This window comes from Citrobacter braakii (genome assembly GCF_009648935.1).
In the GTDB taxonomy this organism is placed as follows: domain Bacteria; phylum Pseudomonadota; class Gammaproteobacteria; order Enterobacterales; family Enterobacteriaceae; genus Citrobacter; species Citrobacter braakii.
Map to the genome: position 1 here is coordinate 1,555,505 of NZ_CP045771.1, position 13,078 is coordinate 1,568,582.

The 13,078-nt window shown below is 48.8% G+C and carries 14 protein-coding genes; 1 reads left to right on the forward strand and 13 read right to left on the reverse strand.

All coding sequences use genetic code 11. The features are described from left to right. Positions 1-32: 32 nt before the first annotated feature. Entirely contained in the window at positions 33-896 is an 864-nt protein-coding gene (rsmI, locus tag GFC06_RS07305) for a 16S rRNA (cytidine(1402)-2'-O)-methyltransferase (protein WP_016154652.1), read from the forward strand. A 137-nt stretch (positions 897-1,033) separates the two neighbouring features. Here the strand turns inward: rsmI and GFC06_RS07310 are convergent, their stop codons facing one another. The 13 genes from GFC06_RS07310 to agaV form a co-directional block, all read right to left on the reverse strand. Further along, on the reverse strand, positions 1,034-1,753 hold the full coding sequence (locus GFC06_RS07310; protein WP_016157559.1) for a galactosamine-6-phosphate isomerase: 720 nt from the start codon (positions 1,751-1,753) through the stop codon (positions 1,034-1,036). Between the two features lie 53 nt (positions 1,754-1,806). After that, complete coding sequence (gene agaD, locus GFC06_RS07315; RefSeq protein WP_047499692.1) at positions 1,807-2,598, reverse strand: PTS galactosamine transporter subunit IID; 792 nt, start codon at positions 2,596-2,598, stop codon at positions 1,807-1,809. Next, on the reverse strand, positions 2,588-3,388 hold the full coding sequence (gene agaC, locus GFC06_RS07320) for a PTS galactosamine transporter subunit IIC (RefSeq protein ID WP_047499690.1): 801 nt from the start codon (positions 3,386-3,388) through the stop codon (positions 2,588-2,590). The genes agaD and agaC overlap by 11 nt, the downstream gene beginning before the upstream one ends. Before the next feature lie 54 nt (positions 3,389-3,442). Further along, a complete protein-coding gene (agaB, locus tag GFC06_RS07325) occupies positions 3,443-3,919 on the reverse strand; it encodes a PTS galactosamine transporter subunit IIB (RefSeq protein WP_049281850.1) in 477 nt (158 codons plus the stop codon). A gap of 216 nt (positions 3,920-4,135) precedes the next feature. Further along, a complete protein-coding gene (locus GFC06_RS07330; protein WP_075848840.1) occupies positions 4,136-5,308 on the reverse strand; it encodes a MalY/PatB family protein in 1,173 nt (390 codons plus the stop codon). Between the two features lie 12 nt (positions 5,309-5,320). Next, positions 5,321-6,892: a maltose/glucose-specific PTS transporter subunit IIBC gene (gene malX, locus GFC06_RS07335; RefSeq protein WP_047499682.1), complete on the reverse strand. Its 1,572-nt coding sequence runs from the start codon at positions 6,890-6,892 to the stop codon at positions 5,321-5,323. Between the two features lie 123 nt (positions 6,893-7,015). Then, positions 7,016-7,888, reverse strand: coding sequence for a tagatose-bisphosphate aldolase subunit KbaY (gene kbaY / locus GFC06_RS07340; RefSeq protein ID WP_075848842.1), 873 nt, complete (start codon positions 7,886-7,888; stop codon positions 7,016-7,018). A gap of 12 nt (positions 7,889-7,900) precedes the next feature. After that, the gene (locus GFC06_RS07345; RefSeq protein ID WP_016157554.1) at positions 7,901-9,055 is read right to left on the reverse strand and encodes an AgaS family sugar isomerase; all 1,155 of its coding nucleotides are present in this window, start codon (positions 9,053-9,055) and stop codon (positions 7,901-7,903) included. Positions 9,056-9,356: 301 nt separating this feature from the next. Then, on the reverse strand, positions 9,357-10,490 hold the full coding sequence (gene nagA / locus GFC06_RS07350) for an N-acetylglucosamine-6-phosphate deacetylase (RefSeq protein ID WP_153689982.1): 1,134 nt from the start codon (positions 10,488-10,490) through the stop codon (positions 9,357-9,359). Beyond that, on the reverse strand, positions 10,487-10,921 hold the full coding sequence (gene agaF / locus GFC06_RS07355) for a PTS galactosamine/N-acetylgalactosamine transporter subunit IIA (RefSeq protein ID WP_047413962.1): 435 nt from the start codon (positions 10,919-10,921) through the stop codon (positions 10,487-10,489). Before agaF ends, nagA begins: the two co-directional genes overlap by 4 nt. Before the next feature lie 16 nt (positions 10,922-10,937). Then, positions 10,938-11,816: a PTS N-acetylgalactosamine transporter subunit IID gene (gene agaE / locus GFC06_RS07360; protein WP_049281853.1), complete on the reverse strand. Its 879-nt coding sequence runs from the start codon at positions 11,814-11,816 to the stop codon at positions 10,938-10,940. Further along, positions 11,806-12,585: a PTS N-acetylgalactosamine transporter subunit IIC gene (gene agaW, locus GFC06_RS07365; RefSeq protein WP_003839998.1), complete on the reverse strand. Its 780-nt coding sequence runs from the start codon at positions 12,583-12,585 to the stop codon at positions 11,806-11,808. Before agaW ends, agaE begins: the two co-directional genes overlap by 11 nt. A 10-nt stretch (positions 12,586-12,595) precedes the next feature. Further along, entirely contained in the window at positions 12,596-13,069 is a 474-nt protein-coding gene (gene agaV / locus GFC06_RS07370; protein WP_016157550.1) for a PTS N-acetylgalactosamine transporter subunit IIB, read from the reverse strand. Positions 13,070-13,078: the final 9 nt, after the last annotated feature.

The following is a 13,078-nucleotide window of genomic DNA, read 5'->3' on the forward strand; positions in this document are numbered from 1 at the left end:
CTCAATATTAAATCGGCAATACGGACGACACAATGAAACAACACGAATCGGCGGATAATTCTCAAGGCCAACTCTTTATTGTACCTACTCCTATAGGAAATTTGGCTGATATTACCCAACGAGCGCTCGAAGTTTTACAAGCCGTTGATTTGATTGCCGCTGAAGACACTCGTCATACAGGACTCTTGTTACAACACTTCGCGATTAACGCGCGTTTGTTCGCTTTACATGATCACAACGAGCAGCAAAAGGCCGAAACGCTGGTGGCGAAGCTTAAAGAAGGGCAAAACATTGCGCTGGTTTCCGATGCCGGAACGCCGCTGATTAACGATCCTGGTTACCATCTGGTACGGACCTGTCGCGAAGCAGGGATCCGCGTTGTTCCCCTGCCAGGCCCTTGCGCGGCGATTGCTGCCCTGAGCGCTGCAGGTCTGCCTTCAGACCGCTTTTGCTATGAAGGTTTTCTGCCTGCCAAATCGAAAGGGCGTCGTGATGCGATGAAAGCCATTGAGGCTGAACCGCGTACGCTTATTTTTTATGAATCCACCCACCGTTTGCTGGATAGCCTGGAAGACATGGTTGCCGTCTGGGGCGAATCCCGCTACGTGGTGTTGGCGCGTGAGTTGACCAAAACCTGGGAAACTATTCACGGTGCGCCGGTCGGCGAACTGCTGGCGTGGGTCAAGGAAGATGAAAACCGTCGAAAAGGCGAAATGGTGCTGATTGTCGAAGGACACAAAGCGCAAGAAGACGACCTTCCGGCTGATGCGCTGCGTACGTTGGCCTTATTGCAGGCAGAGCTGCCGCTGAAAAAGGCCGCCGCACTGGCCGCTGAGATCCACGGCGTGAAGAAGAATGCGCTGTATAAGTACGCGCTGGAACAGCAGGGGGAGTAAGAAGGCCTGGATTAATCACCGGCTTGTCGGAATAAATGTCGGAAGAAATGTCGGAAGAAATCGCTGAAAGCGTTGCAGTTAAAAGGCAAACTGCAACGCGTTGCTGCGTCAGGGGGATGTGGCGGTTGCTGTAAATTTTATTTATCAGGATATTGTGAGCCGTCAATCAGGCAACTGACATTGCGGTGCAACCATAAAAATGAAGCAGGAATAGTAGTAGTAACGGAGGCGGCTAGGTATTTTTCTACCGCATCGTGCTTCCCTTCACCTGCTATCAGCAACAAAATCTCTTTTGCATTCAGGATGTCTTTCAATCCCAGCGTAATGCCGTGAGTCACACGACTACCAGCTGTTTTTAACATGTCATGATGGCGCGTTTTCTCCTCAAGTACGCTGATATGACAAAACGGCTCCAGGAGCTCTGTGGGTTCATTCAACCCCAAATGGCCATTTTTACCTATTCCGAGCAGACATAAATCGAGGCCGCCTCGGCTGGCAATTATCTCTGTGATGCGCTCGCACTCCTGCTCGTTAACATTTTCAGATTGAAAACCAACCAACTGTTCAGCTCGTAAACCCAGCGGTTGAGCGATGTGTTGTTGCAGGAAAGATTCACACGTTGCAGGAGAGTTCAACGGAATACCGACCCACTCATCCAATTTCACGAAAACCACTCGATTAAAATCGATATTACGTTGGTTAATTTTCTCGACAAAGTAGCGATATGTGAGAAGGGGGGTGCCTCCTGTTGCCAGACAGATGGTTGCATCAGGTTTATTCTGTATCAGCGTAATTAACTGTTCGCTGGCGCGATCGCTCAATACGTCATAATTGTCGCAATACTGAATATATTGCATTTTTCGAGTCCTTTTGAAGTAGGGTGTTGCAGGCTGCTTCACCCTTATTTCGTTTAAAGTATGCCGAGTGCTGAAGAGATAATTGACAGTACAAACGTCACGCCGATTAACAGTACTGGATGTGCTTTTTTCACCCGCAACAGGTAGTACATCAGTAACGTGTAGCCCATCGGTAAAATATTCGGGAATACTTTATCGAAGAAATCCTGCTGTAATGCCACGCTGTGGGTACTGTCGATTGCAAAAGAAGTTACAACGTTAATGTGCACATAGGATGCGATAAGTCCGCCAATAACTGTGATCCCGAGGATCGTTGCTGAACGGGCGATCATCTGCGAATTTTCTCGTACTTTGTCGATAGCTTTAACACCTACCGAGTAACCGACATGCGTCCAGCCGACGCGCAAGAAAAAGATCATCAAATAAACGGCGAAAAACAAAATTGGTCCCAGTATGTTTCCCTGGCTGGCGAAAGATGAACAGATCCCCGCCATAATAGGTAGTAAGGTGAACCAGAAAATGGCATCGCCGATCCCGGCGATAGGTCCAAATAGCGCCACTTTCAAGCCTTTAATTGTGTCGCGGTTTTCCCCCTTTTCTTCCATTGAGATCAATAATCCCATCAGAAAACCGACCAGATTAGGGTGGGTATTGATAAATTCTAAATGATCTTTCATCGCCGCGCTTAGACCGGCTTTATCATCCTTATAAATTTTTTTTAGTACCGGGAGCATAGCCCAGGTAAAACCACCTGCCTGCATCCTTTCATAGTTAAAGCTGGCCTGAAGAAATGACGAGCGAAAGCCAAGGCGAGTAATGTCTTTTTTACTGATTTCAGATCCCATTGCTATAGTCCCCTTCTTCATTGTTTTTATTAGTGGCAAGTTGAGCCTGCTGTTTGGCTTTCGCATTGAAAAATTCATATACGGCGAAGCCTGCGCCCAATACGGCGACGGGCAGTAGGTTGTTAACCTGGATGTAGCAGACGAAGAGGAAGCCAGCAATCAGGTAAGGTATGTACTGTGCTTTAAACATCACGCGGAGCAACAAACCAAAACCAACTGCAGGCAAAATGCCCCCCGCCACTTCAAATCCATGTGTTAACCAGGCGGGCATGGCTTTTACCAGTGACTGCATAGCGCCCTGTGCCAGATACGTACACAGGAAGGCGATGATGGCGTATGAAGAAGCAACAATCAGTGTTGTCAGCCAGTTCAGACGCGTAAATGCGCTTGTGTTTGCTTCTTTCGCACAGTTATCGGCTTTTGCCATAAACAGAGAGAATGCTGAGTAAAAGAACAATATTACGTATTGCATTAGAAGGCTGAAGGGCAAACCAAGACCAATGGCGGTTTTGGCATCAACGCCGGTTGACCAGGCGATAACGGTAGTCATCAGACCGGCCATTATCGGGTTAGGTGGCTGAACGCCGCCCGCTGGCGTCAGGCCAGCAAATGCCAGCTCGGTCAAACCACCGGTGATGAGGCCAATATGAATATCACCGAGAATTGCACCAGTTAGCGTACATACGATAATGGGCCTGAACAAAAATAGGGCTTCCAGCCAAAAGTCGATTCCAAGAAAGAAAACTAATGCAGCCAGGGATATACCCTGAATAAGGGTTATTTCATGCATATATATCACCTCAAGAAAATAAATCCTTTTATTATGAAAAAGTTGTTTAACCTTTTAATCAGGAATCTGTTCTTTTTGATCTCCGGGGACATCCTGAATAAAAATATTAACACCCTGTTTTTTTATAAAATGCAGGTCATCAAGATCTTGTTCATTAACGTAAACTTTGCTGCTTATCTGTTTTTTGCCTTCAGAGAAATGCATATTTCCGACATTGACATCGTTGAGCGTGACGCCTCCTTCAAGCAGCTTTCTGACCGTATGAGGCGTCCGGCAGATCAGAAAAATTTTCTGATGCGGCGCCGCCTTACTGATAACGTTGATGGTTTTTTCTATCGAGAAGAAACGGATACCAAAACCATAGGTTTCGGCGGTAATCCCCATCAGTTTTTGCTGAATATCATCCCTGGCGACTTCGTCATCCACCACGACCAGCAGGTTTGCACCAATTGTTGACGTCCAGGTTACGCCAACCTGGCCATGCACTAATCGGTTATCAATGCGTGTTAGTAAAATATTAGGGCTACTCATTTAAAAACCTCACCATAAATAATTTGAATTAGATAAATAATTTGGATATATTATTTTTGAATTAATGTATTCGTGTATTTATTAATGGCGACTTACTTAATTTTTATATGCTCAGGAATATCAGGTGCGGCTGATTTTATCAGCGCATATATGTTTCTGACATAACGTAAGTCCATTGTTTTGTCCGGCAGGTCAGCAATCGACCTGCCGGGAAAGTTAAGGCGCTTTTCGCATCCTTTCGATTGCCTGCTCCAGCCAATATCGCTGTGTGCCGAAGTTGATACGGATAAAGCGCTCACCGTCCTGTACGTAGTGGCTTCCATCTTCAATAATCACGCCCGCGTGATGAGCAAAATGGTTGACGACCTCGGTTGCCATGCTGCCACCGCCGCTAACGTCAATCCATGCCAGATAGGATGATTCGGGCGTCATCATTTTCCAGTCTGGGAAATGAGTTTGAATTGCGTCGGCGAGGTAGTGGGAGTTGCTCCGCAAATAGCCATTCAGCGCATCCAGCCACGGTAGCCCATGCTGGTAAGCCAGAATAATCCCCCATACTCCAAACATATTAGGGGATGTGATCGAGTTCCTTTCCAATTGTTGGCGGAATCGTTGTCGCAAAGTGTCGTTTGGAATGATGGCATACGAGGTTTTCAGTCCGCCGAGGTTAAACGCTTTATTGGGTGAGGTGAGTAGGATCAGGTTATCCTGCGTCGCTGCGCCCGAAGCCAGGCAACTGGTAAATTTGCCTTCCAGCAGATGCTCAGCGTGCACTTCATCGACCACCAGAATAACGCCGTAGCGCTGACAGAGCTCGGACACCTGACGTATTTCAGCCAGTGTCCAGATTCTTCCCGATGGGTTATGTGGCGAGCAAAATAACCACAGCTTAGGCCTGTGAGTTTTCAACTGTGATTCAACCAGCGAAAAATCCAGCTGATAGCGGTTATCCGTGATCTGGAGCGGATTCGCCAGTACCGTAACCCCCTGTCGCTGCGTTGCCATGGCGAAAGGATCATAGACTGGCGTATTCATCATGACGCTGTCGCCCGGCTGGCAAAAGGCTTGCACTAGATAATGTAGAGTAGAAACGGTGCCGTAGGTGAGCGTTATCCAGTCGTGTTCAACGTTGACATGGTGGCGTTCACGCTGAAAGCCCACAACAGCATCGTAAAACTGGTCGAAACAGTAGGTGTAGCCGAACGTTCCGTGGCTCACGATCCGCTGAAATCCGTCAATTACCGCCGGCGGTGAGGTAAAATCCATATCGGCGATCCACAAAGGGATAAAATCTTCTGGCACCGCGCCAAAGCGCGAGCTGACGAAGGAGTGATCCCACTTACGGCACTTATCGCTTTTACGCTCGATGATACTGTCGAAATCGAACATGTCTGACCCCTGTTAAATTAAGGCTTCAATACCAGTTTTCACGCTTTGTACCTGTGGGCCGATAATCACCTGTACGCTATGAGCATCCAGTACGACAACCGAAAGCGCACCCGCACTCTTTAATGTCTGTTGATCTATTTTTGACATATCTTTCACAACCAGACGAAGGCGGGTAATACAGTTATCCAGCGATTCAATATTTTCCTTACCGCCAAGCGCATTCAATATTACGCCGTGATCGTATTTTGATTTCCCGCGTGCTTTGGTATTAGAGGCAACGGATTGCGCTGCGCCGTCGGTAGAATCTTCACGTCCCGGCGTTTTAATATCGTGTTTGAGTATGTACCAACGGAAAACCAGGAAATAAATAGTAAACCAAACGATACCAACCGGGAATAGCAGATACCATTTCGTCGATGTACCTTGCATCACGCCAAAAATAAGAAGATCAAGAATCCCGCCGTCAGTATTACCTATTGTTACCCCCAAAATTGCCATCACCATGAGTGCTAAACCAGACATCACAATATGGAAGGCATATAAAGCTGGAGCGATAAAGAGGAATAAAAATTCAATAGGCTCAGAGATCCCTGTGATAACAGAAACTAATACTCCAGAAAGCAACAACCCTTTAATGATCGGCCGATTTTCTGGTTTCGCTGTCCGGTAAATAGCAAATGCGACGGCGGGTAAACCAAAAATAAAGGTTGGCATGAAGCCTTGAGATAAAAATGCGGTAACGTGTGGACTAAATGGTAAGCCAGCTTTCAATTCGGCATAAAAGATGTTGAGCGCGCCTGCAATCTCATGACCATTCACGATTTCTGTACCACCAGCGGGTGTGAAGCGAACCATCGCCAACAAGATATGGTGCAGGCCGAAAGGTTTGAGCAGCAGTACACCGACGCCGTAGAGGAAGGGACCAAAGACGCTGGTGCTTTGAATGATATGGCCGATACCGGCGATACCCATCGCCACGTAGGTCCAGAGCAACGGGATAGCAAGGCCGACAAGCGACAGGGTTAGGGAGGTGATAATAGGCACAAAGCGGATGCCACTAAAAAATGCAAAGGCATCATGTAACACCGTATCCTGAAATCGTTCATGTAGGAAGTAAGTAATTACGCCAGCAACGATGCCGCCCAATACCCCCATCTCCAGCGTCTGTATACCCAAAACTACGGATTGCCCAACCTGCTTCATGGTTGCAGTATCCGCGAGTTGATGGGTCACTGTCAGATAATAATTGATACTCATGTTCATCAGCATATAGCCGATGAAGCCAGAATAAGCACCTACAGCCTTATTTCTTTTCGCCATACCTAATGGAATGGCTATGGCAAACATTACAGGTAAATAGGTAAATGCGAAACCACCTACCATGGCAATAAAACCAAAAGTTAATTGCGTTAATTCACCACCAAGAAATGGAAAGCTTTTAATTGTAGAGGGGCTGGTAATTGAACTCCCCACGCCTAATAACAACCCCATAAATGCTAACAGTGATACGGGAAACATAAATGTTTTGCCAAGACTTTGAAAGAATTCCCATATTCGTGATTTAAACGACTTTTCCTGTGTCATGTAGAGTACTCCATAATTTTTATCAGTATAGTCATGAAGGTCATGAATATCTCATCATGACCTTTATAAATTGAGAGGTAAGTAGTAATTAATTTATTATTTTATATTGCCCAGAAACATATATTAATAATGCAAGGCGGTTAGCAACTTTTCGTATGAGCCGCATACATTAATTTTGCTACGCACCACTTCTTTCATCGCATCCATACCGACCCGCATATAATAACGGGGATCATTACCTTGTGGATTTTCCGCAAACCACGCTTTGACTGCATCGGCAAAAGCAATCTTCAGCTCGGTAGCAACGTTAACTTTGCACACACCAAGTTCGATCGTGCGGCGGACGTATTCGTCAGGGACATCGCTTGCGCCATGTAGTACCAGTGGAACGTCGACTACTTCACGAATTTCACCCAGCCGTTGGAAATCGATTTTAGGCGTTTTGGTGTAGAGGCCGTGAGCCGTACCAATGGCGACTGCAAGGCTGTCTACGCCGGTACGCTCAACAAACTGTTTGGCTTCTTGTGGATCGGTGAGGAAGGCGCTTTCGGCATCCACGCTCATGTCATCTTCAACACCGCCGAGGCGACCTAACTCTGCTTCGACGCTGCAATCTTTGGCATGGCAAAAATCTACAACGGATTTCACCAGCTTCACGTTTTCTTCAAACGGGAAATGGCTGCCGTCGATCATTGCGCTGCGTACTCCTGCATTTACTTTGCGGCGAATATCGTCCAGAGACTCATGATGATCGAGATGTAACGCCAGCGGCATGTCGTAGCTGGTGGAATAAGCGCTGCACAGTGCATAGATCTCTTCCAGTGCAATATGCTTAAAGGTACCTGGGGTTCCGGCGAGGATCACGGGCGATCGCATTTCATTGCATACTTCAAGGATCGCCTGGATCGTCTCGGCGTTGTGAATGTTGAAGGCGGGTACGGCGTAGCCTTTTTTTTGTGCATCCAGCAGGAGATATTTTGTGGAAATAATGCTCATATAACGATCCTTTTAGGCGTTCCAAGGATGAATAACAACGCCCTGTACAACGCGGTTCACAGTGCCGCTGGCAGAAGGCGTATCCGGTGTATTGCCGATGTTAATGGATTGCGTCAAAGCAAAGACCTGGGCGTAGATCAGGAAGCAGAACGCTAATTCCATATCAATGAAAGAGCGTGCTGGCGGCAGCAGAATATGTGGGCCAGCTTCAATCACTTCATGGGTTTGTGCGGCAATTGCGACAACTCGTAGCGCCTGACGATCTCGGCGTAACTCTGCCAACAGATCGAGATCGTACTGACGTGTATAGGGGTGGCTGGAAACAAAAACCACTACCAGCGTTTCGTTATCAACCAGCGACTTTGGACCGTGACGAAAGCCGGTCGGGGAGTCATAAAATGCAGCCAGTTTACCCGCAGTCAGTTCCAGAACTTTCAGTGCTGATTCACGCGCAGCTCCCTGTAATCCACCACTACCAAGGTAGACGATCCGTTTCCACGGATCATTGCCGAACACACCGTCGCTGAAATCGCCCAGTGAAGTCAGGATCGCCTGGCACCGATCGGCTACGTCGCGGAAGGTCTGACTATTGATTTTCTCTGGGGCGAATACTGCCAGGCAACTGGCCATCATGGTGGTAATGCTGCTGGTCATGGCAAAACCACGGTCATGTGTCTCTGCGGGCATTAACAGAGCAAAGGCATTGTCGCTTGCGACTGCGTTTTGATACAGGCAACCAGCTTCGTTACAGGTGATTGGCAGGTGATAACACTCAGATACAAACTGATTAGCCAGTTCTACTGCAGCAACGCTTTCTGGGCTGTTACCTGAGCGAGCGAAAGAAACTAGCAGCAGTGGATGTGCGGGATTCAGATAATCCATCGGATTGGTGACCAGGTCAGTGGTCGGAACGGCAGTGATGTTTTTTCCGGTGTAGCTTGCCAGCCACGGGGCGATGATGTCGCCAATGAATGCTGAGGTCCCGGCCCCGGTTAGTACGATCCGCAGATCGTTTTTGCGCAACAATGGCGCAAGAAAGCTATCAATGGCGGATCGAATATTGTCGATATTGGTGAGAGAACGGATCCAACTGGCAGGTTGTTGACGGATCTCTTCTTCGGTCCAGGTGCCCGTTACCGCAGTAACGGGGGTATAGGTTTCTGGCATAACTTAAGTCCTTAGTCTTGTAAAATCCACATAAGACGCTGGCGAAAATATCGCTATCTTTCGTTTCGTTTCACTTGCTCATATAATCTATTAATTAAAATCTATAGAAAAGAAATCGAAAGGTCAATAAGATGAAATGAAATAAAACGAAAATTGTGATCGTGAGAGCGAGGGATGTAATTATCTTATTGATCTATAAAGATAAGAGTTGTTGTAAGGTGGTTGAGTATTTCCTTAAGCGAAAGGAAAAGAAAGGCCTTGCGATCAAGGATCGCAGGCCAACACAAGACAAAATGAAAGGTCAAAGGGGGAGAGCCTGACCCTGAATCCAGATCTGTTGTAAATGCAGCCCGCTATTAAGCGCGATCGCGTCGGCACGTTTACCCACAGCTAATGATCCCAGTTGGCGATCGATTCCCAACAGACGTGCAGGGTGGAGAGAGGCCATATGAATTGCCTCTTCTGCCGTTATCCCGGTGAACTCGATCATATTTCGTACGGCTGCATCAACCGAGAGCGTGCTGCCAGCCAGGCCACCGGACGTGGTACGCACAATTCCGCTGCGCATTTCCACTTGCTCACCGCAGAGCGAATAGCGCCCGTCAGGCATTCCTGCTGCCTGCATGGCATCTGTGATCAGCACCAGTCTCTCTTTCGCGCAACAGCAGCACAGCTTCATGGCCGCCGGGTGGACATGGTGTCCGTCAGCGATAAGCTCCAGCCAGGCGCGAGGGTCGGTTAACCCTGCGCCAACCATACCGGGCTCCCGGTGATGTAACCCAGTCATACCGTTATAGCAGTGAACCAATCCATCAGCACCTGCATCAAAGGCCGCGCGGGTTTGTTCCCAGTTGGCTGCGCTGTGGCCCAGCATCACTCGAACGTTACGCCGCTTCAGATATTCGATAGCCTGCAATGCGCCAGTTTTTTCTGGTGCCAGCGCAACGACGCGCAATGTGTGCTGGGAAACCGTAATCAGTTCAGCCAGTTCACTGAGCTCCAGTTCCCTGAAAAGCTCAGGCGGGTGCGCCCCTTTGTTCTGCGGCGTAAAATATGGGCCTTCAAGATAACTGCCCAGCACCTGTGCGCCAGGCCCGCCGCAATGGTAGCGACGGGCAATACGCTCCAGCGCACTGTGAATATCCGGTGGTGGAGCGGTGACGGTAGTGGGTAGCCAGTTGGCTACCCCTTCACGCGCTTTGTGCATCGCCAGTTTGTCGAGCGTATCCGGTGCCTCATCCATAACATCGACGCCCGCACCACCGTGTACGTGGGTATCAATGTAAGCAGGACAAAGCAGTTCAGCGTCGCGCTCCATAACACCGGATGGGATTGGCTCTATTGCTGCAATGATACCGTCTTCAATATGTAACTGATGATCATCCAGCCATCCCTGTTCGGTTAGTAGACGCCTGGCGCGCAATCGCTTTGTCATATCCCTTCCTCAACGGGGTTTTCCTCGCGACAGCGTCCCAGCTCGTCCACCAGACTGGTTAAACCCCTGTGTCCGCACTCCAACGCCTGCAAACGAAATGCTTCGCTGCTCAGACCGTCGCGTTCCAGCACCATCTCCAGTAGCAGTTGTAGATTGGTACCAGTGATCACTTCAGTACCTTGCCTTTGCATGGCCAGCGTAGAAGCTACGCGAAATGGCGTCCCGCCCAACAGGTCTGTTAGAAACACGATGTCTTGCTGAGCATCCAGTTCACTCACCGCCTGTTCAAGTTGCGAGGTGAGTAAGGCTGTGGTTGAGGTTTCCGGAAAGTCGATGGCGATGAACTGAGTCTGTTCACCCAAAATCTGTTTCATCGCTTTTTCCATTCCGCTGGCAAACCCGCCATGGCCCGTCAAAATAATACCTAACATCTACAACCCCTTATATTTACAGGAAGTGACAGAACTTACCTACGACGCCAAGCACCACGGTAATGGCGATAAGACGAAGAGGACTCCAGCCACGACGGACCAGCCAGAACATAGTCAATGTGTAGACCAGCGGTAAAAATGCTGGCATCAATTTGTCTATAACGTCTGTTTGCAGTTTCACAACCGCGTCGCCAGCAGTAATTTCCAGCGTAGTGCTCAGGCGAACATAGGTCGCTACCAGCGCGCCGATCACCGTCATCCCAACGATGGATGCAGCATGTCCAACCTTTTTGGTGTTAGCTTTAATTAGCGGGATGGCAGCAACGCCCATTCGATAAGCATAGTGTGCTAGCCCAAAGCGCAGACCAAGATGAACCACGTTAAACATAACAATAAAGACAACTGCGCCAAGAATAGAACCTTGCAGCGCCAGACTGGCCCCGATACCACCGCAAATAGGCAATAACGTTAACCAGAACATGGCATCACCGATACCGCCAAGTGGAGCACCTACGGCAATCTTGGTGCTTTGAATACTGTTTACATCCTGCTTGGAGCGTTCCATCGCAAGGATAATCCCGATAACAAACGTGACCAGGAACGGGTGCGTGTTGAAGAAGCCCATATGGCCTTTCATCGAACGCGCCAGATCGCGCTTGTTGGTATGGATCTTTTTCAGTGCAGGTAACAGGCCGTACAACCATCCTGATGCCTGCATACGTTCGTAGTTAAAAGAGGCTTGTAATAACATTGAACGCCAGGCAACACGGTTGATATCTTTTTTCGTCAGCTCGGCACCGATATTCTGGTCTTCGTAGACGTTTACATTGGTGCCGGACAGCAGCGTTTCTTCGGTTTCGGAAACGTTCGGCAGAGCCGTTTGATTAGATGCCATCTTCGAATTCCTCTTTTTGTGCTGCGGGAGCTGTAGGTTCAGGTGATTTACGCAGAAAATCGATCAGCGCCATTGCCAGTGCTGCTGCTGCGATCGCCAGAACAGGGAGTTTGAGCCAGGCTGCGGCTACAAAACCCAGGATGAAGTAGGGGATATAGACGTTTTTCATCATGATTTTCAGCAGTACGGCGAAGCCGATAGCTGGCATGATGCCGCCTGCCACGCCGAGGCCGTCAATCAGACGAGTCGGCAGAACATCTATAGCGGTTTTGGCATGTTCCGCACCAAAGTAAATCGGCAGGAACGCGCATAAAAAATAGAAGGTCCCCAGCGCCAACAACGCCAAATAGTTGACCCGCTCAATTCCTGCGGTATCGGCATTTGCTGCCATGCGATCGCACCGAGCCATCACCCCTGACATCACAGAGAACAGGAAGGTAATCCCCATCTGTACCGCTACGGCGAACGGTACCGCCACTCCTACGGCAACTTCGGGTTTTACTCCTGTCGTTATGGCAAACGTGGTTCCCACGATAGTGCCGATAATCACGTTTGGCGGCTGAGCTCCAGCCAGCGGGGCCAGGCCCATCCACACCAGTTCCAGCGTACCACCTGTCAAAATACCGGTATGCAGATCGCCCAGAATAAGGCCGACCAGCGGCCCGAGAACAACCGGGCGGTGCATGTGCGTTAACCCGTTGAACATATCCAGGCCTGCAATAAAGGCGAGAATACCCAACGCAAAAGCCTGCAACAGACTAATTTCCATTGTGAACACCTCAGAGAAGTTTATAGAGGTCCTGGGCGGCTTCTGTTGGAACGCCCTGAACGAAGCACTCCACCCCAGCGGCTTTTAGCCCGTTGAACGCCGTAATATCGGCAGCGTCTACAGAAACCGTTTTGGCGATTTGTTGCTTGCCGTTGGCATAGTGCATATTGCCAACGTTGATACGGTTAACAGGAACACCGCCTTCAACCAGACGGAAGAAATCCGCAGGCGATTTGCAAACCAGCAGAATTTTCTGGCGATCGGCGGCACGGTGAATATTGTCGATCACTTTTTGTAGTGACCAGAAGCGTACGGCGATCCCTTCTGCCAGTACCATTTCCATCAGGTTTTGCTGTACTGGGTCTTCAGCCACTTCATCATTAGCGACCAGCACCAGATTTGCCCCCGCAAATCCGACCCATTGCACACCAACCTGACCGTGAATCAGACGTTCATCAATGCGACTTAATACAATGTTTGGCATGGTATTTTT